Below are 26,454 nucleotides of genomic sequence, written 5' to 3' on the forward strand. Positions count from 1 at the left end.
CGAAAAAGGAGGACGACCGCGCCCCGTGATACCACAGATTATGGGAGCAGTCTGCGTTACAGGGTCTGTATGACCTCTTCAAGCGATACCAGCGGCACAGGGCGGGAAAGGAAATAGCCCTGAGCCGCAAATGCGGGTGAGCGCTGAACATCACGCCACTCTTCCAGCGTCTCCACGCCTTCGACAATCACGCCGCGGCAGTAGCGGTTCATCAGTTGCAGCAGCAAGATGAAAAGGTTACGCCCTTCGGGGGTCTGACGCAGCATGACAAACAGATCCCGCGCGACTTTTATGTAGTCATAGCGCACTTCACTCAGCGCTGAAAAGTTAGCCATACCGGTACCGAAATCATCCAGCCATAGCGGGCCGAACTCACACATTGAGGCGAAAGAGGAGTCTTTGGGCAAACGAATATGTTCGACGAGTTCGAAACGCAGCCAGGGCAAGCGCTCCATCGTTGCCAGAATATCCGGCTGCCGACGCATCGCAATCAGCGTAGGGCCGTCCACATTGACCGATGCCAACAAGTGGTGGCGGGTGAAAAAATCGGCTTTTTGTTCAAGCTGATGAAGTTGCTCTTTCACCACCTCAATACGGTGTCGAACCGCTAATTCCGCAAAATAACGATCCGGGGCAATACGTCTGGAAGGGTTATCAGGATGGGTGACGACCGTCAGAAGTTCAACCGCCATCAGACGGCCATTCGTCTGATATATCGGCTGGTAAGTATAGGCACGCTCGCATTGCAGCCAATAGCGCCGTTCCTGCAAGTTCTCGATACCTGCATCAGGGACGCTTAGCTGCTGGATAACCTGCTTTATCATCTCAGTTGTCCTGTTAATGGGAGTGTGACTGTCCGGACTTGTCAAAGGTTATCGGCGTTCAGGCAGAGAACTTTACCCTCGCACTCCGGCAAAATAAAAAGAGGTCACCAAAACCTGTCAAAAATACGTTCTGGCTCAAAAAATAATGGAACGATGTTTTAATATGATTGACCACAAAACCTCCACAGCGCACACTAACGCTAATTTTTACAGATCAGGTTCACGACTATGTCTAAAAAGATTGCCGTGATTGGCGAATGCATGATTGAACTGTCACAGAAAGGCGCAGATGTTCAGCGCGGCTTCGGTGGCGATACGTTGAATACCGCCGTTTATATCGCCCGCCAGGTCGATTCCGCAGACCTGACCGTTCACTATGTGACGGCGCTGGGGACCGACAGTTTTAGCCAACACATGCTGAACGCCTGGCAGCATGAAAACGTGGATACCTCACTGACGCAACGAATGGAAAATCGTCTGCCTGGGCTCTACTACATCGAAACTGACGATACCGGTGAACGGACCTTCTACTACTGGCGTAACGAAGCAGCGGCGAAATTCTGGCTGGAAAGCGAGCAGTCAGCGGCGATCTGCGAGACGCTGGCGACTTTCGATTATCTCTATCTGAGCGGCATTAGCCTTGCGATTTTAAGCCCGGACAGCCGTGATAAATTACTTTCTTTACTACGAGAATGCCGCGCCAATGGCGGGAAAGTGATTTTTGACAATAATTATCGCCCGCGTTTATGGGCAAGCCGGGAAGAGACGCAGCAGGTCTATCAAAAGATGCTGGAATGCACCGATATCGCCTTCCTGACACTGGACGATGAAGACGCGCTATGGGGTAAGAAACCGGTGGAGGAGGTCATTGCCCGCACCCACGCGGCAGGTGTACACGAAGTGGTCGTAAAACGTGGCGCGGAGTCTTGCCTGGTCTCGATTCAGAGTGAATCGATCGTTGACGTTCCGGCGATAAAACTCCCGAAAGAAAAAGTCATAGATACCACCGCCGCAGGCGATTCCTTCAGCGCCGGTTATCTGTCTGTCCGTTTGACAGGCGGCCACGCGACGGATGCCGCGAAACGGGGGCACCTGACGGCCAGTACGGTGATCCAGCATCGTGGGGCAATTATCCCGCGCGACGCCATGCCGCAGTAAGGGATTCACTTTTACCCGGTGGCGCTGCGCTTACCGGGCCTGTGTTGACGCGCTGCCTGTAGGCCAGATAAGGCCGTCACGCCGCCACCGGGCAAAATGCCCGGTGACACTGCACTTACCGGACCTACGGGCGGCAGGTTACTGTGCCGCCGGAATATCCGTCACTTCCGGATGTGCCTCATCCGTTTCAACAGCGGTGGCAGGCGCCGGAGCCATGATGTCATCCCACGTCGCCTTTAGCGCCTTCATATTGAACTCCGGCTCGCCCTGCGGCTGTAGCAAAATTAACGCCATATCCTGCGATAGCTGCTGGCGCAGATTCTGATTGAGCATATCGACGGTCAGGTTATTGAGAAAGCTCTGGCGCAGCTTTTGATATTGTTCTGGCGCGATATCCACCACCTGATTCTGTAGCGAACGCATACGCTGCCCAATCAAAATGTCGGTATCGGTACGGGCATAGGTCGCAAACAGCTTTTGTAGTTCGAGATTCTTCTGCGCTATCAGCGCAGTAAACTCCTCTTCCGGCAGCCCCTTGTCGCGTACCTTTGCCAGCTCATTCGCCACCAGGCTCAAATTAGTATTGAGCTTATCATTAGGCGATTCAATATTGATGGCACACTGCGCGCGTAGAAACAGCACCCGGCAGTCAAACCCCAGGCCAATATCTTTCGCGTTATTTTTGGTTAATGCCTGCTGGATATGCCAGAAGAGCGCTTCGCGCGCCAGATCCGCCTGCCAGTAGCGTAACAGCGCAGCCGATTCGCGAATCGGCTGCCACGGCGTATCCCACATAATGGAGAGACGGTCCTGGCGTACTGCATCGGTCATAATACTTACCGATTCCGCCCGCAGCGGCGACAGCGTTGGCACCGGGGCGGGTATTTCACGTTTACCTTTTAGCGCACCAAACGTTTTATTAATCTGCTCGGCAACGGAACGCGCATCAATGTTGCCGACAACAATCAGCGTCATCGCGTCCGGGGTGTACCATTTTTCATAGAAAGCGTGAATTTTGGCCGCGTCTACTGGCTGCTTTAACGGTTCCGCGGGATCGTGCCCTAATAATGCCGACCCTTTCAGGCGGTAACGCCACCAGCCCTCTTTAGTATCTGCTGGCCACGTCGCGACCATATCTTCGCTGCTTAACGCATGATTCACCGTCTCTGGCGTAATGGTTAATTTACCAGAAACATTCGCCAGATAGGTCAGCGCTTCTTTTAACAAATCATTGCGGTTATTGGGTAGGCTGAGGTTATAGAGTGTGGAATCATAAGAAACGATAACAGGCGGCATGGGACGTTTAGGGTCCATTCCCTGCTGCCATAAAGAACGTGCCTGCGCAGCGTCCAGACCGCCGCTTTGCGTCAGCGCGATACGGGGAATCGCATGGCTGAAACCGCTCTGTTGCGTACTTTCGGTGAGCGAACCGGTATTAACTTGCAGACGAATTTCAATACGATCGCTGGGTCGCTGCGGCGTGGCCAATACTTGCCACTGTAGACCATTGGCCAGCGTCCCCTGTTGCCATGCCGGATCGGGCTGGAGCGCATCTGCCTGCACATAGCCGGCAGTGGCCAACATCAACAGACTGCCTGCTAAGAGTCGAATTTTTGTGCCCTGCATGTAAACCCCTGATCAACAATCCTGGTAATAAAAAGACAGCCCCGGCAGGGATGCCTGAATATGACGTAAAAACACTTCGTGTTAGACCGCAAGAACCTAAAAATGTCACGGAAGAAGTGAAATAATCCCTAAGCATCATGCTGTATGCTTTGGGCGCAGGGGTCAATTATGCGCAAACACCCGCAGTCCTGGAAGGGACTACGGGCATAAGTGGCGAGATTAGGAGGAAATTTCGTGCGTTTTGCCATCCGGCGCACGATTATTAAGCACATCATCCAGCTTTTGGTGATCCAACTCTTTCACCCATTTGGCGACAACTACCGTCGCTACACCATTACCCACCAGGTTAGTCAGCGCACGCGCTTCAGACATAAAGCGGTCGATACCGAGGATTAACGCCAGCCCCGCCACCGGCAAATGACCTACGGCGGAAATCGTAGCCGCCAGCACGATAAAGCCGCTGCCTGTCACGCCCGCAGCACCTTTCGAGGAGAGCAGCAGGACGACCAGCAAGGTTATCTGGTGGAAGATATCCATATGGCTGTTCGTCGCCTGGGCGATAAATACTGCCGCCATTGTCAGGTAGATAGAGGTTCCATCAAGGTTGAACGAATACCCGGTCGGGATCACCAGTCCCACCACCGACTTACGGCACCCCAGTTTTTCCATCTTATCGAGCATACGTGGCAGTGCTGATTCGGAAGAGGAGGTGCCGAGTACAATCAGTAATTCTTCCCGGATATAGCGAATAAATTTAAAAATGCTAAAGCCCGTTATCCGTGCAATCGTCCCCAACACGACCACGACGAAGAGAATACAGGTGATATAGAAGCAGATGATGAGCTGCCCCAGTTGCACCAGTGAACCGACGCCATATTTACCGATAGTAAAGGCCATCGCGCCAAACGCGCCAATCGGGGCCAGACGCATGATCATATTGATAATACCGAAAATGACCTGCGAAAAACTCTCGATGACATTGAAAATCAACTGGCCTTTACTGCCCAAACGATGCAGCGCAAAACCAAATAGCACAGCAAACAGTAAGACCTGCAGGATGTTACCGCTGGCGAACGCGCCAATCACACTGCCCGGAATGACATCCATCAAAAAGGCGATGATGCCCTGCTCCTTGGCCTGTGCAGCATAAACGGCCACGGCCTGGGCATCCAGCGTGGCCGGATCAACGTTCATCCCGGCGCCGGGTTGTACGAGGTTGACGATGATAAGACCGATAATCAGTGCAATCGTACTGACAATCTCAAAGTAAAGCAGCGCAACCGCGCCGGTACGGCCCACCGCTTTCATGCTTTCCATGCCTGCAATGCCCGTCACAACAGTACAGAAGATGACAGGAGCGATGATCATTTTAATGAGCTTAACGAACGCGTCGCCAAGCGGTTTCATTTGTGCGCCCAGTTCAGGATAGTAATGGCCAAGGAGAATACCAATGGCGATTGCTGTCAGGACCTGAAAATAGAGACTTTTGAATAGAGAGGTTTTCATAGGGTGTCCTTGAAGTAAAAACCACAGGTCTTGTAAGGTTATGAGTAACCTGCGGCCTTAAAATAACACCCACACAACATGACAGAAATGCACCAAGATCATAATTGAAACAAAAATGTTAAAAAGTTTGAACTGGCTCGCACAAGCGCGACCTTTTTTAACTTTTGTAATCAGGATTTACGTGCGGCAAATACCGTTCTTCAAAGATATCCGCCGGGACGGGGCGAGCAAACAGGAAGCCTTGCGCCACGTTGACGCCAGCTTGCTCCAGCCACTCACGTTGTGCATCGTTCTCCACGCCTTCCGCAACCAATTGCAAATTCAGGCTGCGGGCCATCAGAATAATTGCCGTCACCATACTGTTATCTTCTGGTAACGCATCGACAAACATTTTATCAATTTTAAGGATATCGATCGGTAACGACTTCATGTGCTGTAGCTGGCGCAGTCCCGCGTAGCCCATGCCAAAATCATCCAGTGCGATACGCACACCTGCGTTTCGTAACGGACGCAGTATGGCGACAGCAGCGTGCGGATCGTCGATACGGCGACTTTCAGTGACTTCAAGAATCAGCGTACCTGGCTGAATACGATAACGGTTTAACAATTCCAGCAGCTCTGACACCATGCCAGGGTGCATCAGTTGTAACGCGGAAAGATTGACGGAGAGCGGCAGCGTTACGCCGCGCTCCTGCCAGGCGGCAAGCTGACGGCAGGACTCTTCCAGCACCCAATGGCCTACCGTGACCATCAGACCACAGGACTCAATGCGCTCAATTAGCCCTTCCGGCAATTCCCAGCTACCGTCCGGCTGCTGCATACGTAATAAGGCTTCGGCGCTTAACACTTTGCCGCTACTCATCTCAACCTGTGGCTGTAGCCACACTGCGAATTGATGATTATCCAGCGCGGTAAGAATATCGCTCTCTTCGGTAAGACGCTGTTGAGCAGCCTCCATCTGCGCCGGATCAAAGAACTGGATCTGATTTTTACCTTTTCGGCGCGCGGTAAATGCAGCGGAAACCGCGCGGCCATAAAGCAGCTCAGCCGTCAGATCGCCATAATACATCGCGATGCCAATACTGCAGCTTGGGCGCAACTGAATACTTTGGATGGGAAGCCGTTCATTAATGATAGTGAGTATTTGCTGACCTAATGTGATGGCGTGCCACGGCTCTTTAACGCCGTGGGCGATAATAGCAAAGTCATAACCGCTGATCTGGGTAAGCACCATGCGCGGCGACAGCACCGATTTCAGTTTTTCCACCAGCGTAAGCAAGAGAATCTCCCGCTGCGTCTCTTTCAGCACACCCGCCGTATCACGCAAAGTTTCACAGGTGACAACGATCAGCGCCGTTGTCTGTTGGCGGGTGACCACCTGCTCAAGTAGCCCCATTAAAAAGGCTTTATTAGGCAGATCGGAAACCGGAAAACGCATCGCGTTATCTGTTTGCTCTTCGCTTTGACGCTGCATCAGTTGCTGGTTGAGGTTATAGCTGCGCACCAGCATCCCGATCTCATCATCCTGGTGCAGGCGCGGCAACGCCAGCTGATGCCCGATAAGTTCCTGCTGCGGTATGTCGTTCAGCTCCCGAGCGATTTTGCGCAACGGATGCACGATCAGGCGATTTACACACCAGGCGATCGCCACCGTCAGCATCAGCGATAAAAGTAAGTAAATGGTCACTAACGTAGACAGCGCGTTCATAACGAACTTGTACATGCGGTACGAATCCGCCTGCAATACAAGGTAGGCCAGAGGCTGCGGGTTAGCCGGTCGCTCCAGCGAATAGACCGGCAGAGAAATTTGTACCGGCAATTCGAAGAGCCGCGTCACCATAACCGGCACGGGACGTTCAGGAATAAAGCGCTTACGTAGCGCCTGGAACTGATTCGGTAACACCACATCGGCGCGACTCACCACCCCCGCCGGTTTTATGCTTTCCAGAATGGTCTCCGCGCCAGGAAGATCCGCTTTTAAAATAGCGGAAGAAAGGGGTTCCCGGACAGATCGCGCGATGCTTTCCAGTTGCGTAGCCGTGTTGTAGCGGTTCTGCTGTACCAAATGGAACAGCAGAACGGTGCAAAAGACAAAAACAAACACCATGACAACGGCCGCAACCATTGCCATCTGTTTAATTGTTAACGAGCGGCTGACGCGCAAATTGACTCTCCCTGGATATCCCGGACTGCCGCCTGAGTATACCCGATTGCAGCGGCATTAAGAGAGGCTGTATCTGAAAAGGACTTTTCTGAATAATAGTTAATTATAGCGCCTGATGGCGCTGCGCTTATCAGGCCTACGGCGCCTGTCAATACACAGGCGGAACTCCATAATTACCAGTCGGCGTAAGGCACTAATGGCTGCGGCGGTAAATCCATATCACCCTGCCAGCCTGCCGCGGAATAACGCACATACAGCAGCAGATGGCTTGGGGTATAGTCTTTCGCCTGCTGAATATCTACCGCTGTACCAATAAACCAGTTGGAAGTCACCCGGCGTTCAACCAGCGCCCGCGCGGTATAACCAAACCCCTGGCTGCTGCCGCCGCCATTGGTCTGGTCACGCGCCTCCTCCTGATAATCCGCCGGAATTAAATTCATCAGTGGATAACGCGGCATGGTCCTGTTACGGGAGTGCGACCAGGATACCGAGCCACCTAACTCCCACGACCAGTTTTCCGTACGCTGCCGCCACATCACCGGCACCGCAAACGACAGATATTCCTGTGGGCTATAATAACCGCCCTGACCCAGCGAATAACCGCTCAAGTCCTTGTCGTAGTGCCAAATCATGTTATTCAGTCCAACGGTAACACGGCGGTTATTCTCATTAATAATCTTATAGTAATAACCCGTCATCCAGCGTACACGCCAGTTATCTTCCACATTTTTACCGCTCAACTGGTCGCCACTAAGCGAGGCCCAGACACCGTTTGCTTCGCCTTTATCATAGCTGAGACTGACGCCACCGCCGTTGGCCCGAACACCGCCCCATTTGGTGCCGGTATTACTGGTGGCATCCTTTTGGCCGCCAAATGCCAGCAGCGAGCTGGAGATCGGACGACGATGCGCGTTCAGGGTATAACCCAACGGCCCAATATCGTCGCTATAGCTGATGCCGCCAACCACATCAACGACATTAAAGCCCATCGGCGTCGTGCCAATATCCCAGCGCCAGGTCTCATTCTGCCAACCGACCGCCACGCTCGCGCCCGTATCAGCCTGGCTGCGGTGTCCGCTACATTTTTCCAGCGTACAGGTGCCCCAGTTGTTATCGTATTTCCCGTCAGCATCCGTTGAGAAGCGGCCAACATCCATATTGACAACATCGGTACGAAAGAACGCCCGGCCGTCCAGCCAGGGCGCATCCACCTGAAACATGGTGGTATGCGCTTTCAGATCGGAGTAACCACCAGTACCGCTCGATCCCCAATAATCATGTTCCAGAGTAACATTCAGATCCTGCTGACGGTACAAATCTGCCGCATCGCTACGTACACCGCGTTTCAGCCAGTCGTCTTTTTCATCGTTACGCGTCAGACGGGTAAAGGTATCGTTATCCTGTGGACGAACCGGCGTAATCGCCGCGGCGACCATCGCCTCTTTGTAGGTTTCCAGCGCCTGCTGCGGCTCGCCCGTTTGCGCCTGAAAACCGGCGGCGTCACGCAATACCATCGCGCTTTCCATTGATGGCGGCTGTGCTTTTGCTTGCGGAACAATGCGGTTAAACATCCGCGCCGCCGCCGCGATATCGCCAAGCTGCAACTGCGCCAGCGCGACACGGCGTTGCATATTAATGGAAGTGATGTGCGCCGCAGGCAAAGCCGCCAGTTGAGTGCGCGCCGCGGCGTTATCGCCCTGCGCGATATCAATTTCTACCCGCCCCAATACGGCATCAACATTACCCGGCTCGCGCGCCAGAACGGCGTCATAGGCGGCGCGAGCCGCCGCATAATCGCCGCGCTGCTGCGCCCAGTCTGCCAGCGTTAATGTAATGCGCGTAGAAGGCGGCTGCTGACGTAACAAGGCTTCCGCTTCGCGTTCTTTACCGCTATCGCGCAGACGGTTGGCACTGTCCAATACTTGATTATTTTGCAGTCGGTCCGCCAGTTCCTGAATATTGCTATTCCACTGGCTGTGCGGCAGAGCATTAAGATGCGCCAGCGCCGCCCGTTCCCGATCGCTGCCGGAAAGATAAAGTCCATAAGCATAGACCTGTTCCGGGTCGTGTGGCTTCTGCTGCGCCAAAGCGCGCATGTACGTGTCAGCCAGGGCGTGCTGTCCGGCCTGCCACAAATCGCGTGATAGCCGGTACGTCACCCACACGCTGCCCGGATCTAATGCCAGACGACGACGGTGCAGTTCTGCAGCCTGGGTCCATTTCCCCTCGCTTTCCAGCGTTTCAGCCTGCTGCGCCAGACGGTCATTTTCCAGACTACGTTCGATATCATCAATACTGCGCCGCTGGCTGGCAGAAAGAGACGCTATAAACGTAGCGGCTTTTTCCGGTGACTGCTGGCGATAGAGGTTCGCCAGCCCGCGCACAGCATTGGTATTGCCGCTATCCATACGCAGCGTCTGCTGGTAATAACGTTCTGCGGCGGCGCTATCTTTACGCGCCATCGCGACATCCCCCAGCCCCAGCACCGCATAGCTGTCGGTGTTGTCCACCGCGCGCGCCTGCTGATAGAAGCGCTCCGCCTGAGCCAGATTATTGGCCTTTAAGGCAGCGTCGCCCTGCTGAATTAACAGCCAGTAGCGATTGACCTTCAGTAGGCTCTCCCACTTATCGCGGCTGCTACTGTGCGGCGCCATGGCCAACGCTTTTTCAAACTGTGCCACGGCGCGGGCGCGATCGCCACGCTGTGAATATGCCTGCCCCAGCGCGCCGACCGCTTCGCTGTCGTCCTGCCTGGCGTTTACCGCCTGCTGTAATTGCGCAATGGCTTTGCCGCCTTCTCCGGCATTCACCGCTGCGATGCCCTGCGATCTGGCGCGAAACGCCGGATCGGCCAACTGTTTTTGCTGTTCGCTAAGCTGGTCGCGGGCGGCAGACACGCTATCGCCTTCGCTAAACTGCGTCAGATAGTCTTGTAACGCGTTTACGCTGGCGTCGCTAACCGGGAGATCTTTTATCTGCTGATACCAGATAGCGGAGGCCGCGCCGCGTCCCGAACTGGATTTCGCCATCTGTTTTAGCACCGCGAATCCCTCATCACGTCGTCCGCTGGCGAACAACAGTTGCGCCAGCGCATTTTGTAGGGTGTTATTACCCGGGCTAACAGCATTGAGCTTCTGTAGCTGATTAATCGCTTCATCACGGCGAGCGGGCAATTTCGCCACGGTCGTCCAGTATTCGACCGCCGGCTCGCCTTCCGGCGGATGGCCTTTAAATAGCTTATCGTAACTGGCGATCGCTTGTTCAGTATGCCCGGTTGTCGCCAGTAAACGCGCCTCCTGCAAAGCCTGGCGTCCTTGCGGCGTGGAGAGCAGCATTGCGGTGCGGGAAGATTGATACGCCGTTGAATCCGGCGCCAGCTGCGCCAGCCGATCAAGCAGCTTCTGCGCCCCGTCGCTATCTCCCTGTCGCAGCAGATAACGAAAACGAGCGGCAATCACCTGCGGATCATTCGGGTCGATCAGCTCCAGCCGATAAAGTGACTGACGGACCAGGTCCTCACGGTGCGTGGCCTCTCCCAACCGAACCTGCTCCAGCAGTTGTTGCTGCGCGGAGGTCGCCGCATCGGCAAGCGGAGTTAGCGCAATACCCAGCGATAATCCTAATAACGCCCGATGAGCCCCCCTTCTGCCGGGTAAAGCCTTTCGACCGCTATCCGGCAAAAAAGAGTGTATGAGACTTAACGTGAACTTACGCATTCCTGGCCCCAGTCAGGTAATAATTCACCTTTGACGGTGAAGCGAAAACGGTGCTGATCCCAGCCTTGTCCAAAGAGAGTCAGTACATAGTTGTAATAGGCGTCGTTGCCAGGAAAATGGTCTGCGACCCGTTGCCGTTGTACGGCCTGGGCATCACGGTTTTGCAGGAAGGGCAGTAAAGCAGCGGAAAACCCGACCGGCCCCGTCCCTTGTGCGTTACCGTTGGCGACATCCACTTTCTCCGGCGGAACGCCGTTTTTCATCGTTAACGTTGCCATCGGTTTAAATCGCGCCAGTAAACGCGCTTTTTGCGGATCACCGTCATGCATCATTCCCGCCCATAAATAGACGCGAATCGCATCGTAGCTACTGATAAGCGTTTTTTCCGGTTTCAACTGCCAGCCTTGCTTTTTTTCATAACGCACCCAGTCCGGCGAGAAACCTTTCGGTGCAGTTTCCAGCAAAAGCCGCAAATTGGTTTCCCGTAGCGTCGACCACGGCGCGCCAAAACGACTGAAGTATTGCGCTAACTGTGGCGGCAGATAACTTGGGTTAAAGCGCCAGCTATTCGCCTCGGCAAAGCCGATTTTGCCAGGCAGCAGCATCGAACCCAACCCCGGTACATTCACAACCTCTTCACGGGCGATGCGTTTTAACAGCGCCGTACCTGCCTCGGTGTAACGTGTCTCTTTCCACAGACGACCGGCTTCCAACAACGACCATGCCATCCAGATATCGCCGTCGGACGCAGAGTTGCTGTCCAGTACCTCCCAGGTGTCGGGATCTTTTTGTCCCCACAGCCAGGCGGGCAGATGTTCATGCAGCGCTCCCTGCGCCAGATTGTTTTGCGTCCAGTTAAACAGTTGCGCAAACGCCGGTCGATCGTTTGCCGCCAGGGCAAAGAACATCGCGTAGCTTTGCCCTTCGGACGTGGTGATTTTTCGCGCGTCGCCCGGATCGATAACACGTCCCTGTTGACTCATGTAATCTTTTTTGAACTGTTCCCAGGCAGGCCATGTACAGGCCGCCTGTGCATTCATTGCCGTCAGCATGACGACAATCGTTATCCATCCGCGCAGCATAGTCATCATGTATCACTCATGGTCAGGGTCGAGACGACGGCGGCTGAGAATACGTAGCAGGCGCCACAATACCCAGGCCAGTAATACCACGCTGATGGCCGCCAGCACCGCTAACAACACCGGATGATTCGCCAGCGCATACCATAGCCGCTCAAACCACGGCAGATGCCCAACGTAATAAACCTCACCTACCCGCAGGCTGTGAACGCCGGATTCGCGGATCACCGAAACGGAACCAAACATCGCAGCGCGTTTACCGCTGTCGTTCATGGCATCGTTCAATAACTGGTAGCCGCGCGGACTGTCAGCCAGCAGAGCAATTACGCTGCGCTGGTCATTAAACGGTGACTGAAAACCTACCACCGCCGCCATCGGCCCACTGGCGGTGACCGTAGCTTGCGCATCTGCCGCGCGATCGGTGTTATCAGGGATAACTGGCGGGAAAGCCGTCTGGCGCGTCGGGGTTTTCACCCAGCTTTGGGTCGCCTGCACCAGCAGATCAATACGCTTATCGTCTTTTAACGTGTCCGGAATAACGCCAATCATCAGCAGATCAGCGTCTTTATCCGCAATCTGAGCGCCATCATCGGTCATTGTCAGATTAATCGCCGGAAAACCGGTCTGCCCGCCGATAGCGCCAGCCGTATTTAGCAATGTTTCTATTTGCGCTTCGGTCGGGTTTTTCGGCATCACCGCCAGTGTGTCAGACAGATCGGCCATCCGGCTGAACGGGAAGCCGGCATTGGCGAACGCGCGTAAATCCGGCATTGCAATAAAGTGATAGTATTTTGAAAAATCGATCGTGGAGTCATCCCCTATCACCACATGATTCGGTACCGGCTGGAAGGTAATACAGTTGTCCACCGAACCGCCCGGCATCGGGTTCATGTACTGGAAGTCAAACCGCAATTGGTTCATCGCCCCCAGTTTTAGCGCCGGAATCGAGACATCCGTTTTACCATCCAACAACCCCTGAAGGACCGGTAAGCGCAGCAAGAGCCGATTGGTTTCCTGCGTACTGCTAAGGCTAAAAGCTTGCAGGAACTGGTTGTTCAGACTGATATCCAGCCGCGAGCTGTCTTTGGTTGGCGGCGAGGTATAACGATAGTTGAGATCCATATCAATACCGTTGCTGCGCAATAAATAGAGATCCGGCGGCAGATTCAACGACACGTTGATTGGCGCGGGCTCCAGCCCGCTCGACTGAAGCTGTTCTTCGTAGGTTTTCAGTTCGCCAAAGGTGACAGGGCGATCGGTACGAACCCAGTTCGGCGCATCGTACGGTTTGCGCGCCAGCAATGGTTTTACATCGTTAACCACGACTCTGGAACCGCGAAAGAGAATATTCCCTTGCGCAATGCCTTTTGCCGCCTGCACCAGATCTTTATCATCGCGGCCTAATACCACCAACAACTTCACATACGGGTTATCCGGATGGTTTATCATCTCGATAACCGGCGCGTTGACCGCAGGATGATTGCGCAGGAAATCAGGGCGTTGATCGTTGGTGGCGAAGACGATCGCATTGCGATCCGGCAAGTGGTTATACAACACCGGGAAGCGCTGGCCGCGCCAGCCCGCCCGTGACCCAAACCAGGACGCGACGATAGAGGCCGCCTGCTGCTGCGCCAGATCCGGCGTGCCGGCAAATACCACTGGCAACGTCACCGGACGGTTATCTCGCGGATCGAAGAACGGTACCGGGAAGTGTGACAGATCGTTGTTTACCGCCAGCGTGTTATAAGTCAGATCCAGGGTACTATTTCGCCCGATGTCCAGCCACAGGGTGCTGCTGGCCGGGTTTTCGCACACATCACGATAATGGCCGACAAACTCCAGACGCACCCGGTTAAAGTCGGTGATAAACAGCGGATTGATAGGCACTTGCGCCAGAGTCTTTTTCCCCAATTGCTCTTTCGTGACTGGCAGTACGCCCATCAGTTCATCATTGAGATAGACCTTAAGCTGCGACTGAACCGGCAGGAGTGACGGCGATGGCGTATATTCCAGATTCAACATCGCTTTTGCCGCCACTTCATCGCTGCGCATACCAAATTCAAAGCCACCGTTAGGGTTAACGCCGCGCAACACCATACTGCCCGGCGGCGGCGCAATTTGCGCAAAAGTCAGTTTTACCTCGCGGGAAGGCATAGCTTGCGCGACGATTGGCGTATCGACGCCAGAGTTCGCCTGTCCTGGCAGCGGAGTTACTGGCGGCTGCGCAGGCTCAGTGGGTTCAGCATTTATCAATGGCGGCGTAGCTGGCGCCGCCACCGTCATGAAAGCAGGAAACGCGCTTAATCCTATTACCGCTGCACAAATCCAGGACAATTTTCTGTTCATCGCATTATCATCATTGTTGAGCCTGAGCCATAACCCGATCCGACGGTAGTATCGCCGCTTGCCGCTCCGGGCGACGCGGAATAAACGATACAATCCAGGCAATTAACGCCGTCAACGACCGGAAAATTACTTTTACTGAAGGCGGTGCGAACTCCGCGAGGTGACGATAGCCACGAAAACCCAGCTTCAGAATATCCAGCAAGCTTTCCAGCGGTTTATCTTCCGGGAAGCTATCTTGCCAAAGCGCCCACGTATCGGCGCGGGCGAAGGTACACTGCACAAAATCAATATGTTGTTTGGTGGTGAGCGGCATCAGTTGCAGCCCAACCTCATTGCCCGTTACGCGCACCACCTGCGTCGGAAAGACGTATTCCTGCTGTCCGCGCTTAAGCAACAGGTTCACTTTCTGCCCTTCCAGCACCTGCGCCTGGCCGTTGATCTTGATTCCCAGCCCGCCGTCGGAAAAGTCATGTACGGTACAGGAGAACAGATGACCATCTTCGCGGGCGATGGCCCCCGGCATGGCAATCTCTACCCGGTGCGCACGCCTGACCTGTTTACTTTCTACCGAAACCGCAACCGCGCCGCCGAGAATCACCAGGTTGTAAAAGACCCATACCAGGCTAACAATGACGGTCAGCATTTCATTCTCCGGACCGTAATAGTACCGCCATATACCTACCACCACGCCGAGTAGGTTAAGCAAGACAAGAAAGATATATGGACGCGAAATCACCCAGTCGACGTACTTCTCTTCCACCAGCCCGCCTTTCGCCGTGACGTTAAATTTCCCTTTGTGCGGATTGATCAAGGCGACCAGAGTCGGCGGCGCGATATACCATGCCAGCACCGTTTCATAAATTTCGCTCCAGAAAGAGTGGCGATATTTGCCCTGAATCTTCGAGTTAGTCAGGCTGGCGTGGATCATGTGCGGTAAGACGAATAGCGCAATCATTAGCGCTGGCGCATAAATGATATAGGCATGGAGCAGCAGAAAGGCCAGCGGCGCGGTCAAAAAGATTAGCCGTGGTATGCCTGACAAGAAATGAAACATCGCATTGAGATAGCACAGCCGCTGCGCCAGTTTTAAGCCTTTACCGAACAGCGGGTTATCGAGGCGGAAAATTTGCACCATGCCTCGCGCCCAACGGATACGCTGCCCGATATGCGCCGACAGGCTTTCCGTCGCCAGCCCCGCCGCCTGCGGAATACGCATATAGGCAGAGGTATAACCGCGTCGGTGGAGCCGTAGCGAAGTATGCGCATCTTCTGTTACCGTTTCGACAGCGATACCGCCAATCTCATCCAGCGGCTTGCGGCGGATAACCGCACACGATCCGCAAAAGAAAGTGGCGTCCCACATATCGTTACCGTCCTGCACCAGTCCGTAAAACAGAGTGCCTTCGTTAGGCGTTTTACGAAAACGTCCCAGGTTGCGCTCAAACGGGTCCGGAGAGAAGAAGTGGTGCGGCGTCTGCATCATTGCCAGCTGTTTCTCTTTCAGGAACCAGCCCATCGTCATTTGTAGAAACGAACGTGTGGGGACATGGTCGCAGTCGAAGATTGCCACAAATTCGCCTTTCGCATGTTTTAGCGCATTGTTGATGTTGCCGGCTTTGGCGTGTTCATGCGTGGTGCGGGCAATGTAATGCACGCCAACGTGCCGGGCAAAATGACGAAATGATTCGCGTCCGCCGTCATCAAGAAGCCAGATATTCAGTTTGTCCTTTGGCCAGTCAATGCCAAGCGAGGCATAAATGGTATTTTTGACAACATTAAGATCTTCATTATAAGTCGGAACAAAAATATCCACCGTCGGCCACTGCGACATCTCCTTCGGCAACGGCACAGGTTGACGATTCAACGGCCACACCACCTGGAAGTATCCCAGTACCAGCACAATCCAGGCGTAAGTTTCCGCAAACAGCAAAATCAACCCGCACACCAGACTAACCGGGTCATCCCAGTTGAGCGTCGAGGTATAGCGCCACCAGATATAACGGCAGGAGACCGTCAGCGACAACACGATGAGCATCAGCGCGGAAAACCGTCCCGGCATACGTCGTACCAGCAGCGCGACACCCCACAGCAATAGCAAAAAGATAAATTGTGACAGCGGGTTAAACGGCTGCGTAATACAGATCAACGCCAGTACCAGCGAAAAAGTCACGATCACGCCCAGAATAATACGTCGGGCGCCTTGACTAACATGTCCCAGCTCTTTTTCGTTTTCCAGGTGCGTTGTCTTTTGACGCACCCGCTCCGGTAAGGTATCCATCCATTGATGATAACGTCCACGAACGCCCTGCAAGCGCGCAAATGACCGCCATCGCGGTTTATGCTGTTCTTTTCCCGACGTTATCATCACCAGCCAAAGGGTCTGAATAAGGTAGCGGGCAGGGTCAAGCGGGCGCGGTCGGGCGGCATTAATATGCGGATAAAGGGCTTTATGCGCGACGCGAATACGCTGCCAGCGCGGGTGCTCAAGCGGGATCATTATCCACGCCAGAATCACCCACAGGCAGCCGAGCGCAGCGCTAAATGGCGACGCGCCGTGACGGCGATACCCTTGATAACGCTCGCTCAAACGCGCACTGACCGGCGGGATAAGCAACCACCGGGAGAGGACGCTCATAGAGCGCTCCCGGCGAACGTTTTGTCGCCCGCATCATGCAGTAAACACCAGTTCGCCAGCGTTAACACTTCTTCGGCGGCCAATGAATCGCTGCGATACTCGCCTAACGGTTGTTTCGACGCCATGCACTCCGCCATCGCTTCATCACGATGGATCGCCATCGGCAACAAACGGCGCTGGCTTTGCAGCCACACCTGATAGAGATCGTCCTGTAACTGGCTGCCGATGCGTAAGTCGTTAATCAGGATATGCGCGCCAGCAGGCAGCGCCTGTTGATGCAGGCGGATATGGCAATTGGCGTCAACGTTAGCGATGACCAGCATATGGTCGCACAATGTGACTAACCGCCGCGTCAGCGTCGACGCGCCATAGGGCAAATCCAGTAAAATCCAGGTGTAACGTCCGCTCGCTTTCAGCGCCTGGATACCAGAGCCGATCCCGTTCAACCTCTCCTGCCAGGTCTGCGGATTTTCCTGCTCTTCCACAGTGAGTTGTCCAAACGGCAGCAGATCGAGCTGTGAGGTATAACGTAACCCGGCATCGCGCCAGTCCTGACCATCCAGCAACGAACGCGCCCATCCCCCCTGATGGACGAAGTCGACGTTAAACGACATGCGCAGCAGGTTATCGGGGCTGGCGTCAATCACCAGCACATTTTCCCCTAAGATTTGTAACGCCCAGGCAAGTGCTGAGGTGATAGATGTGGTTCCCACCCCACCGCGCACGCCCTGCAATCCCAGAATCGCCATTTATGGCTTCCTTAATGTTGTTGCGCAAATTCAGCCAGGAGCGGCCATCTTTTAATCGCCGCCGCCAACTGTTCGCGTTGGGAAATATCGGTATAATCTATTTCGGGTAGTGAAAACGCCTGGCTTAACGCCAGAAAATCATTTTGAAAAGTGTAGCCCAACGTTGGATCGGACTGAGCGCCAGGTTCATCGTTATACATTCTGGTTGCTCCCTTTTAAATATTTCTAACTGGCAGCATTGCGCCCCGTCGTCAATACGGGAGAACGCTCATTTTTCGTCTTTCCGTGGCATCATTTATAATGTGTAAAAATGCAAAGCGCAGAGTTACAGGGCATCCTGCCGGCCAAATTGATTCACATGCTAAATCTGATGCGTTTTAATTTCAATGTTAGGTTTATTTCTGTGCTTTCGCTAGTAAACTGATAAACAGTTAAAATAGTGACATGAGGGACACTGTGGACCCCGTATTTTCTCTCGGCATCTCATCATTATGGGATGAACTGCGCCATATGCCAGCCGGCGGTGTCTGGTGGATTAACACCGATCGCCAGCAAGATGCTATCAGCCTGGTGAATCAAACGATTGCGTCGCAAACAGAAAAGGCAAACGTCGCCGTCATCAGCATGGAGGGCGTTCCTGGCAACGCCATCAAATTAGATGAATCTCACGGACCGGAGAAAATCCGCTTATTTACCATGCCGGATTCAGAAAAAGGGCTATACTTTTTGCCTCACGATTTGCTTTGTTCTGTTAACCCCACTTATTACTTTTTCATTCTTATTTGCGCAAATAACACATGGCGGAATATAACGTCAGAAAGCCTACATAAATGGCTAGAAAAAATGAATAAATGGACGCGCTTTCATCATTGCACGGTGTTGGTTATTAACCCTTGTAATAATAGTGATAAGCAGTCCTCGCTGTTGATGGGTCAGTATCGCTCGCTGTCCGGCCTCGCCAGTTTACGTTTTCAGGGCGACCAACATTTGTTCGATATTGCCTTCTGGTGTAGTGAAAAAGGCGTCAGCGCCCGGCAACAGCTCTTGCTGTGTCAACAGAACGAGCGCTGGACGTTATCCCATCAGGAGGAGACGGCCATTCAGCCGCGTAGCGACGAAAAACGTATTCTCAGCCACGTTGCTGTCCTTGAAGGCGCACCGCCGCTTTCGGAACACTGGGCGCTTTTCGACAATAACGAAGCGCTCTTCAACGACGCGCGCACGGCACAGGCCGCAACGATTATTTTTTCTCTGACGCAAAATAACCAGATAGAACCGCTTGCCCGCCGTATTCATACTTTGCGGCGCCAGCGGGGAAGCGCGCTAAAAATTGTCGTGCGCGAAAATATCGCCAGTTTGCGCGCCACCGATGAACGCCTGCTACTGGGGTGCGGCGCCAATATGGTTATTCCCTGGAACGCCCCGCTTTCACGTTGCCTGACGCTGATTGAAAGCGTGCAGGGACAGCAGTTCAACCGTTACGTTCCGGAAGATATCACCACATTGCTGTCAATGACGCAGCCCTTAAAGCTGCGCGGTTTTCAGCCATGGGATACCTTCTGTGATGCCGTGCATACAATGATGGGCAACACACTACTGCCCGCCGATGGTAAAGGCGTTCTGGTCGCGCTACGTCCGGTGCCGGGTATTCGAATCGAGCAGGCGCTGACGTTGTGTCGTCCAAACCGAACCGGCGATATTATGACCATTGGCGGCAACCGCCTGGTGCTGTTTTTATCCTTCTGCCGGGTAAACGATCTGGATACCGCGTTAAACCATATTTTCCCTTTACCCACGGGCGATATTTTCTCTAATCGCATGGTCTGGTTTGAAGATAAACAAATCAGCGCGGAGCTGGTGCAGATGCGTTTATTATCACCGGAACTGTGGGGAACGCCGCTACCGCTGGCGAAACGCGCCGACCCGGTCATTAATGCCGAACACGATGGCCGCATCTGGCGTCGTATTCCAGAACCGCTACGATTGCTGGATGACACTGCGGAGCGTATATCATGATAACTATCAGCGATATCGTGCAAATTATTCTTTTTTGCGCGTTGATTTTCTTTCCACTGGGTTACCTGGCGCGTCATTCTTTACGCCGTATCAGTGACACGACCCGGCTGTTATTTGCCAAACCTCGCTATGTAAAACCCGCCGGAACTCTGCGCCGCGCAACGAAAGTCAAGGCCGACAAAAAATGACTCAGCATACTCAAACTCCCTCTATGCCTTCTCCGCTCTGGCAATACTGGCGCGGTCTTTCCGGCTGGAACTTCTATTTTCTGGTGAAGTTTGGCCTGCTGTGGGCGGGCTACCTGAATTTTCATCCTTTGTTGAATCTGGTGTTTATGGCATTCCTGCTGATGCCAATACCGAATTATCGCCTCCATCGACTGCGCCACTGGGTAGCCATTCCGATTGGCTTCGCGCTGTTCTGGCATGATACCTGGCTGCCCGGTCCGCAAAGTATTATGAGTCAGGGTACGCAGGTGGCGGAATTCAGCTCCGGCTATATGCTTGATCTGATTACCCGTTTTATTAACTGGCAAATGATCGGCGCTGTCTTCGTACTGCTGGTCGCCTGGCTATTTTTATCACAGTGGATTCGGGTCACGGTGTTTGTGGTCGCCATCATGGTGTGGCTGAACGTTCTGACGTTAACAGGCCCGGTTTTTACGCTGTGGCCTGCCGGTCAGCCAACCAATACGGTAACGACGACCGGCGGTAATGCGGCTGCTACCGTCGCGACCGCGGGCGATAAACCCGTCATCGGCGATATGCCTGCGCAAACCGCGCCGCCGACGACCGCGAATCTGAACGCCTGGCTGAACACGTTCTATACTGCAGAAGAAAAGCGGAAAACGACCTTCCCGGCACAGCTTCCGCCTGACGCACAGCCGTTTGACCTATTGGTGATCAATATTTGCTCACTCTCCTGGTCAGATGTCGAAGCGGCAGGCTTAATGTCGCATCCGCTATGGTCGCATTTTGACATTTTGTTTAAGCACTTTAATTCCGGTACGTCATACAGCGGCCCGGCGGCCATTCGTCTGCTGCGTGCCAGCTGTGGCCAGCCGTCGCATACCCGGCTTTACCAGCCAGCCGATAACGAATGTTATCTGTTTGATAATCTGGCGAAACTGGGCTTTACGCAACATCTGATGATGGATCATAACGGTGAATTTGGCGGCTTCCTGAAAGAAGTTCGTGAAAACGGTGGTATGCAGAGCGAACTGATGAATCAGTCTGGCCTGCCCACCGCTCTGCTGTCATTCGACGGCTCGCCGGTCTATGACGATCTGGCGGTCCTGAATCGCTGGTTGGCAGGGGAAGAACGTGAAACTAATCCCCGTTCCGCCACCTTCTTTAACCTGCTGCCATTACACGACGGCAACCACTTCCCCGGCGTCAGCAAAACGGCAGATTATAAAATCCGCGCACAAAAATTGTTTGATGAACTGGACGCCTTCTTTACCGAACTGGAGAAATCCGGGCGTAAGGTGATGGTGGTCGTCGTACCGGAGCACGGCGGCGCGCTGAAGGGCGACAGAATGCAGATCTCAGGCCTGCGCGATATTCCCAGTCCCTCCATCACCAATGTCCCGGCGGGCGTGAAATTTTTTGGCATGAAAGCCCCGCATGAGGGCGCGCCGATTGATATTAACCAGCCGAGCAGCTACCTGGCGATTTCCGAACTGGTCGTACGCGCCGTGGACGGTAAGCTCTTTACCGAAGACAGTGTGAACTGGAACAAGCTGACCAGCAATCTGCCGCAAACCGCGCCGGTTTCAGAAAACGCTAATGCGGTGGTGATTCAGTATCAGGGTAAGCCCTACGTTCGTCTGAATGGCGGCGACTGGGTGCCCTACCCGCAGTAAACCGAGAAAAGGCCGCAGGTTTCCCCTGCGGCCTGTTTCGGACGCAGGTTGCTATTACGGCGGGCAGACGCTTAACGCGCAGTGCTTCGCAAACGAATATTTTTATTTGTAATAATAAGATTCCGCCTTCCTGAGGCTGGCAGTCAGCCGGGCAATTCTGTAAATTATGCCTCCTCGCGATCGGTCCCGGTGATACCGTAACTCTCATTGAATGTGCCAGAGGAATGGCGATAAGCAGGTATTACCGACGACCTCATCCGTCTTTCAGCGGGACTTGAAGATCCCGACGATATTATTCATGACCTTGAGCGCGCCATCAGAAAAGCAGCATTCTGATGATGTCGTGGTGAACTGCTGTCATCAGTTTCCCGCACCGGGTATCAAGGCACTATAGCCTGGTGATATGCCGCCTTCTTGATGAGAAGTTGTGCATATTTTGGGCAGGGGGCTCTATGCAGGAAGAAACATTACCATTAAATAACAGTAAGGCAACAACCACACCGTTCCCAACGAAATTACCGTTTACAAAATATGACTTTGGTTGGGTACTTTTGTGTATCGGTATGGCGATCGGCGCTGGCACCGTATTAATGCCGGTACAAATTGGCCTGAAAGGTATTTGGGTATTTATTACCGCTTTTATTATCGCTTATCCGGCAACTTATATCGTTCAGGATATTTATCTAAAAACGTTATCAGAAAGCGAAACCTGTGATGATTATACGGATATTATCAGTCATTATCTTGGCAAAAACTGGGGGATTTTTCTCGGCGTAATCTATTTTCTGATGATTATCCATGGGGTATTTATTTATTCCCTGTCAGTGGTGTTTGATAGCGCCTCCTATATAAAGACTTTCGGTCTGACTGAGGCCGATCTGTCACAGTCTATTGTCTATAAAGTCGCGATTTTCGCCGTCCTGGTCGCAATTGCCTCCGGAGGGGAAAAGCTGCTATTTAAAATTTCCGGCCCAATGGTGGTGGTGAAAGTCGGGATCATTCTGGTGTTTGGTTTTGCGATGATCCCACACTGGAATTTTGGCAATATTTCCGCCTTTCCCGCCGCATCGGTTTTCTTTCGCGACGTATTTCTTACTATCCCATTCTGCTTCTTTTCCGCGGTATTTATTCAGGTATTAAACCCAATGAACATCGCTTATCGTAAGCGCGAGGCAGACCGTGTGTTAGCAACCCGCATGGCAATTCGTACCCACCGGATTAGTTATATCACCCTGATTGCGGTGATTCTGTTTTTCTCCTTCTCGTTCACCTTTTCCATCAGCCATGAAGAAGCGGTATCCGCCTTTGAACAGAACATTTCAGCGCTGGCGCTGGCCGCTCAGGTGATTCCTGGCGAAATTATACATATCACCTCAACAGTGTTAAATATTTTTGCCGTTCTCACCGCTTTTTTTGGTATTTATTTAGGTTTTCACGAAGCGCTTAAAGGTATTGTTCTGAATTTATTGGGTCGCGTTATGGATATCAAAAACGTCAACCCACTATTACTGACGTCAGGAATCTGTATCTTTATTGTTGTTACCCTCGTCATTTGGGTCTCGTTCCGCGTCTCAGTATTGGTCTTTTTCCAGTTGGGCAGTCCGCTTTATGGTATTGTCGCGTGTATCATTCCCTTTTTCCTGATTTATAAAGTAACGAAACTGGAAAAATTACGTGGTCTGAAAACCTGGTTGATTTTGTTATATGGGATATTGTTGTGCCTGTCGCCACTATTAAAATTGATTGAATAAGCCGTGCCGCAGATCATTGCCCTGCGTAATACCCGATGGCGCTACGCTTACCGGACCTACATCGTACTTGTAGGCCGATAAGGCGCAGCCGCCATCCGGCATAAATGCCATTAACTTACCGACGTCTGCGGATTCTCGTCCTGGTCGACGGCAAAGCAGGCCACCCGTTGACCGCCGTACTCTTTCAGTTGCGGCTGTAACTGCGTACAGGGTCCGAAACGACGTCGACAACGGGCGTTAAAGGCGCAGCCCGGCGGCGGATTGAGCGGGCTTGGCAGTTCGCCGGTCAGCTTGATACGCTCACGACGATCGTCCGGATTCAGGCGCGGCGTCGCAGAGAGCAGCGCCTGGGTATACGGATGGCGCGGATGACTAAAAATCTGCTCCTTCGTCCCTTTCTCTACACAGCGACCTAAGTACATCACCATTACCTCATCGGCGATATGCTCGACCACAGACAGATCGTGAGAGATAAAGACGTAGGACAGCCCCAGTTCCTGCTGCAGATCCATCATCAGGTTCAGTACCTGCGCGCGTACCGAGACATCCAGCGCGGAGACCGGTTCGTCAGCAATGACCACATCCGGGTCAAGCATCAGCCCACGGGCGATGGCGATACGCTGGCGCTGACCACCGGAGAACATATGTGGATAGCGGTCGTAATGCTCGGTTTTCAGCCCCACCTTCGCCATCATTGCCAGAGCTTTTTCCCGACGCTGCGCTTTACTGAGCGAGGTGTTAATCAGCAGCGGCTCTTCCAGGATCTGCCCTACTTTTTTACGCGGATTGAGTGACCCATACGGGTTCTGAAACACAATCTGGATTTTCTGCCGCCGCAACTTCTGCGCCTGCGGATCATGCTTGAGCAAATCCTGTCCCTGATAATAGAGCTCACCGCCGGTAGGTGTTTCAATCATCGTCAGCAGGCGGCCCAGTGTGGATTTACCGCAGCCGGATTCCCCCACCACAGCCAGAGTTTTACCGCGCTCCAGGGTAAAAGAGACACCGTCGAGCGCCTTTACCAGACGTTCCGGCGAAAAAATCCCCTTTTTCACCGGATAATGTTTTTTCAGATCAATGGCCTGCAACAGCGGCTGTTGCAAGGTGGCCTCATGCGTACTCATCGTGTCGGCCTCCCGGCATCATCAAGGGGGTAATGGCATTTTGATTGACGTCCGCCTGCCAACAGATTCAGGTCAGGCTCTTCAACGCGACATTTGTCCGTCGCATAGGGGCAGCGCGGATTAAGCAGACAACCGTTCGGACGGTCATATTTCCCTGGCACCACACCCGATAACGAGGCCAGGCGTGCTTTGTCCTGGGCAAATTCCGGCAGCGCGCGCAGCAGCGCCTGCGTATAGGGATGGCGCGGCGCACGGAAAATATCGTGTGCATCGCCGGTTTCGACGACCTGACCGGCATACATGACGATAATTTTGTGCGCCGCTTCCGCCACCAGCGCCAGGTCATGGGTGATCAACACCAGCGCCATGTTCTCTTTCTGCTGCAACTCCAGCAGCAGCTCGATAATTTGCGCCTGAATAGTGACGTCCAGCGCGGTGGTCGGTTCATCGGCAATCAACAGCTTTGGTCGACAGGCTATTGCCATCGCAATCATCACGCGCTGACTCATACCGCCGGAAAGCTGGTGCGGATAGACATCCAGACGCGAGGCAGGATCGGGAATGCCCACCTGATTCAACAGGTCAATCGCTCGCTGACGACGGGTTTTCTTGTTCCCGCCCTGATGCACCTTGATGGCTTCCATAATCTGAAAGCCAACGGTATAGCAAGGATTGAGGCTGGTCATCGGGTCCTGGAAAATCATCGCCACTTCAGCGCCCACCAGATTGCGACGTTCCTTCTCGGAAATACGTTTCAGATCCTGTCCGTTAAAGAGCAGGTTTTCCGCCATCACACGGCCTGGGTAATCAATCAATCCCATAATCGCCAGCGAACTGACCGATTTGCCCGAGCCAGACTCGCCGACAATGCCGACCACTTCGCCCTGCTTCACGCTGTAGCTGATGCGGTCGACGGCTTTAAACGGCATACCTTCGTCGCCGAAGTGTACTGATAATTGATCTACATTTAATAACGCCATCTCGAACCTCTTACTGCTTCAGTTTGGGATCGAGCGCGTCACGCAGACCGTCACCCATCAGGTTAAATGCCAGCACCGTCAGCAGGATCGCCAGCCCCGGGAAGGTCACGACCCACCAGGCGCTTTGCGCGAACTGCAGCACGTCAGAGAGCATGGTGCCCCACTCTGGCGTCGGCGGTTGCGCGCCCATGCCAAGAAAGCCCAGGGCGGCCATATCGAGAATGGCGTTAGAGAAACCGAGCGACGCCTGAACAATCAGCGGCGCAAGGCAGTTGGGAAAAATATTGACGAACATCTGACGCATCGCGCCAGCGCCCGCCACACGGGAAGCGGTGACGTAATCGCGGTTTACCTCTACCAGCACGGCGGCGCGGGTCAAACGTACGTAGTGCGGCAGTGCCACAAACGTTAACGCCAGCGCGGCGTTACCAATGGAGGGGCCAAAAATAGCCACCAGTACCAGCGCCAGCAACAGGCTTGGCAGGGCCAGCATGATATCGACAATACGCATGATGATGTTATCGACCAGACCGCCGAAGTAGCCGGCGATAAGACCAAGGACAATCCCCATCACCAGCGACAGGACAACCACCAGACAGCCAACCAGCAGCGACAGACGCGCGCCGTACATCAGGCGCGAGAGAACATCACGGCCAACATCATCGGTGCCCAGAATGTGCGCCCAACTGCCGCCTTCCTGCCAGACAGGCGGCGCCAGCAGCGCATCGCGGAACTGTTCCGCCGGGTTATGCGGCGCAATAAAGTTGGCAAACACTGCAATCAGGATCACAATGACGACATACGCCAGTCCGACAACCGCACCTTTATTGCGTTTGAAATAGTGCCAGAACTCTCGCAACGGCGTCATTGGCACCGGCGCGGCAGTAACGTTATTTTCACTAACCTGTGACATGAT

At 53.6% G+C, this 26,454-nt stretch carries 19 protein-coding genes; 6 read left to right on the top strand and 13 right to left on the bottom strand.

What is annotated here, in order from left to right:
• Positions 1–56: 56 nt before the first annotated feature.
• Positions 57–824: a cyclic-guanylate-specific phosphodiesterase gene (pdeH, locus tag SBG_RS16650; RefSeq protein WP_000595631.1), complete on the bottom strand. Its 768-nt coding sequence runs from the start codon at positions 822–824 to the stop codon at positions 57–59.
• Positions 825–1,052: 228 nt separating this feature from the next.
• Between pdeH and kdgK the strand changes: the two genes are divergently transcribed.
• On the top strand, positions 1,053–1,982 hold the full coding sequence (gene kdgK / locus SBG_RS16655) for a 2-dehydro-3-deoxygluconokinase (RefSeq protein WP_000037570.1): 930 nt from the start codon (positions 1,053–1,055) through the stop codon (positions 1,980–1,982).
• Positions 1,983–2,120: 138 nt separating this feature from the next.
• Here kdgK and SBG_RS16660 read toward each other — a convergent pair whose 3' ends face one another.
• From SBG_RS16660 to bcsR, 9 genes are all read right to left on the bottom strand, one after another.
• Positions 2,121–3,608 carry a M16 family metallopeptidase gene (locus SBG_RS16660; protein WP_001163192.1) on the bottom strand — a complete coding sequence of 496 codons (1,488 nt, stop codon included), beginning with the start codon at positions 3,606–3,608 and terminating at the stop codon, positions 2,121–2,123.
• A gap of 219 nt (positions 3,609–3,827) precedes the next feature.
• On the bottom strand, positions 3,828–5,114 hold the full coding sequence (dctA, locus tag SBG_RS16665) for a C4-dicarboxylate transporter DctC (protein ID WP_000858224.1): 1,287 nt from the start codon (positions 5,112–5,114) through the stop codon (positions 3,828–3,830).
• A gap of 157 nt (positions 5,115–5,271) precedes the next feature.
• Positions 5,272–7,278, bottom strand: a complete 2,007-nt coding sequence (gene hmsP / locus SBG_RS16670; RefSeq protein WP_001266345.1) for a biofilm formation regulator HmsP — start codon at positions 7,276–7,278, stop codon at positions 5,272–5,274.
• A 173-nt stretch (positions 7,279–7,451) separates the two neighbouring features.
• A complete protein-coding gene (gene bcsC / locus SBG_RS16675) occupies positions 7,452–10,994 on the bottom strand; it encodes a cellulose synthase complex outer membrane protein BcsC (RefSeq protein ID WP_001225177.1) in 3,543 nt (1,180 codons plus the stop codon).
• Complete coding sequence (bcsZ, locus tag SBG_RS16680) at positions 10,976–12,085, bottom strand: cellulose synthase complex periplasmic endoglucanase BcsZ (RefSeq protein WP_000988795.1); 1,110 nt, start codon at positions 12,083–12,085, stop codon at positions 10,976–10,978. The genes bcsC and bcsZ overlap by 19 nt, the downstream gene beginning before the upstream one ends.
• 3 nt (positions 12,086–12,088) lie before the next feature.
• On the bottom strand, positions 12,089–14,419 hold the full coding sequence (gene bcsB, locus SBG_RS16685) for a cellulose biosynthesis cyclic di-GMP-binding regulatory protein BcsB (RefSeq protein ID WP_001080434.1): 2,331 nt from the start codon (positions 14,417–14,419) through the stop codon (positions 12,089–12,091).
• Positions 14,420–14,429: 10 nt separating this feature from the next.
• Positions 14,430–17,054 (bottom strand): UDP-forming cellulose synthase catalytic subunit, encoded by a 2,625-nt coding sequence (gene bcsA / locus SBG_RS16690; RefSeq protein WP_000115101.1) that lies wholly within the window; start codon positions 17,052–17,054, stop codon positions 14,430–14,432.
• The gene (gene bcsQ / locus SBG_RS16695; protein WP_000986111.1) at positions 17,051–17,803 is read right to left on the bottom strand and encodes a cellulose biosynthesis protein BcsQ; all 753 of its coding nucleotides are present in this window, start codon (positions 17,801–17,803) and stop codon (positions 17,051–17,053) included. The genes bcsA and bcsQ overlap by 4 nt, the downstream gene beginning before the upstream one ends.
• Before the next feature lie 11 nt (positions 17,804–17,814).
• Positions 17,815–18,003 carry a cellulose biosynthesis protein BcsR gene (bcsR, locus tag SBG_RS16700; protein WP_000282142.1) on the bottom strand — a complete coding sequence of 63 codons (189 nt, stop codon included), beginning with the start codon at positions 18,001–18,003 and terminating at the stop codon, positions 17,815–17,817.
• A gap of 244 nt (positions 18,004–18,247) precedes the next feature.
• Between bcsR and bcsE the strand changes: the two genes are divergently transcribed.
• From bcsE to SBG_RS16725, 5 genes are all read left to right on the top strand, one after another.
• The gene (gene bcsE / locus SBG_RS16705) at positions 18,248–19,819 is read left to right on the top strand and encodes a cellulose biosynthesis c-di-GMP-binding protein BcsE (protein WP_001205755.1); all 1,572 of its coding nucleotides are present in this window, start codon (positions 18,248–18,250) and stop codon (positions 19,817–19,819) included.
• Entirely contained in the window at positions 19,816–20,007 is a 192-nt protein-coding gene (gene bcsF / locus SBG_RS16710; protein ID WP_000628706.1) for a cellulose biosynthesis protein BcsF, read from the top strand. The genes bcsE and bcsF overlap by 4 nt, the downstream gene beginning before the upstream one ends.
• Positions 20,004–21,683, top strand: a complete 1,680-nt coding sequence (gene bcsG, locus SBG_RS16715; protein ID WP_000192032.1) for a cellulose biosynthesis protein BcsG — start codon at positions 20,004–20,006, stop codon at positions 21,681–21,683. The genes bcsF and bcsG overlap by 4 nt, the downstream gene beginning before the upstream one ends.
• A gap of 255 nt (positions 21,684–21,938) precedes the next feature.
• Positions 21,939–22,019, top strand: coding sequence for a hypothetical protein (locus SBG_RS23495; protein WP_231845630.1), 81 nt, complete (start codon positions 21,939–21,941; stop codon positions 22,017–22,019).
• A 116-nt stretch (positions 22,020–22,135) separates the two neighbouring features.
• Positions 22,136–23,434: an aromatic amino acid transport family protein gene (locus tag SBG_RS16725; RefSeq protein ID WP_001154824.1), complete on the top strand. Its 1,299-nt coding sequence runs from the start codon at positions 22,136–22,138 to the stop codon at positions 23,432–23,434.
• 110 nt (positions 23,435–23,544) lie between these two features.
• Here the strand turns inward: SBG_RS16725 and dppF are convergent, their stop codons facing one another.
• The 3 genes from dppF to dppC are packed head-to-tail and all read right to left on the bottom strand — an operon-like array spanning position 23,545 to position 26,451.
• Positions 23,545–24,558, bottom strand: a complete 1,014-nt coding sequence (dppF, locus tag SBG_RS16730; RefSeq protein ID WP_000103557.1) for a dipeptide ABC transporter ATP-binding subunit DppF — start codon at positions 24,556–24,558, stop codon at positions 23,545–23,547.
• Entirely contained in the window at positions 24,555–25,538 is a 984-nt protein-coding gene (dppD, locus tag SBG_RS16735) for a dipeptide ABC transporter ATP-binding protein (RefSeq protein ID WP_001196501.1), read from the bottom strand. Before dppD ends, dppF begins: the two co-directional genes overlap by 4 nt.
• 10 nt (positions 25,539–25,548) lie before the next feature.
• Positions 25,549–26,451 carry a dipeptide ABC transporter permease DppC gene (gene dppC, locus SBG_RS16740; protein WP_000084620.1) on the bottom strand — a complete coding sequence of 301 codons (903 nt, stop codon included), beginning with the start codon at positions 26,449–26,451 and terminating at the stop codon, positions 25,549–25,551.
• Between the last annotated feature and the right edge of the window lie 3 nt (positions 26,452–26,454).

The organism is Salmonella bongori NCTC 12419, assembly GCF_000252995.1.
Classification (GTDB): Bacteria; Pseudomonadota; Gammaproteobacteria; order Enterobacterales; family Enterobacteriaceae; genus Salmonella; species Salmonella bongori.

Bases quoted from the DNA above. Each gene is read 5' to 3' on its own strand.
- bcsR (WP_000282142.1), bottom strand. From the start codon at position 18,003: ATGTATAACGATGAACCTGGCGCTCAGTCCGATCCAACGTTGGGCTAC.
- dctA (WP_000858224.1), bottom strand. From the start codon at position 5,114: ATGAAAACCTCTCTATTCAAAAGTCTCTATTTTCAGGTCCTGACAGCA.
- bcsF (WP_000628706.1), top strand. From the start codon at position 19,816: ATGATAACTATCAGCGATATCGTGCAAATTATTCTTTTTTGCGCGTTG.
- SBG_RS16725 (WP_001154824.1), top strand. From the start codon at position 22,136: ATGCAGGAAGAAACATTACCATTAAATAACAGTAAGGCAACAACCACA.
- pdeH (WP_000595631.1), bottom strand. From the start codon at position 824: ATGATAAAGCAGGTTATCCAGCAGCTAAGCGTCCCTGATGCAGGTATC.
- dppD (WP_001196501.1), bottom strand. From the start codon at position 25,538: ATGGCGTTATTAAATGTAGATCAATTATCAGTACACTTCGGCGACGAA.
- kdgK (WP_000037570.1), top strand. From the start codon at position 1,053: ATGTCTAAAAAGATTGCCGTGATTGGCGAATGCATGATTGAACTGTCA.
- bcsC (WP_001225177.1), bottom strand. From the start codon at position 10,994: ATGCGTAAGTTCACGTTAAGTCTCATACACTCTTTTTTGCCGGATAGC.
- dppF (WP_000103557.1), bottom strand. From the start codon at position 24,558: ATGAGTACGCATGAGGCCACCTTGCAACAGCCGCTGTTGCAGGCCATT.
- dppC (WP_000084620.1), bottom strand. From the start codon at position 26,451: ATGTCACAGGTTAGTGAAAATAACGTTACTGCCGCGCCGGTGCCAATG.
- bcsB (WP_001080434.1), bottom strand. From the start codon at position 14,419: ATGAACAGAAAATTGTCCTGGATTTGTGCAGCGGTAATAGGATTAAGC.
- bcsZ (WP_000988795.1), bottom strand. From the start codon at position 12,085: ATGATGACTATGCTGCGCGGATGGATAACGATTGTCGTCATGCTGACG.
- bcsA (WP_000115101.1), bottom strand. From the start codon at position 17,054: ATGAGCGTCCTCTCCCGGTGGTTGCTTATCCCGCCGGTCAGTGCGCGT.
- bcsG (WP_000192032.1), top strand. From the start codon at position 20,004: ATGACTCAGCATACTCAAACTCCCTCTATGCCTTCTCCGCTCTGGCAA.
- SBG_RS16660 (WP_001163192.1), bottom strand. From the start codon at position 3,608: ATGCAGGGCACAAAAATTCGACTCTTAGCAGGCAGTCTGTTGATGTTG.
- bcsE (WP_001205755.1), top strand. From the start codon at position 18,248: ATGAGGGACACTGTGGACCCCGTATTTTCTCTCGGCATCTCATCATTA.
- bcsQ (WP_000986111.1), bottom strand. From the start codon at position 17,803: ATGGCGATTCTGGGATTGCAGGGCGTGCGCGGTGGGGTGGGAACCACA.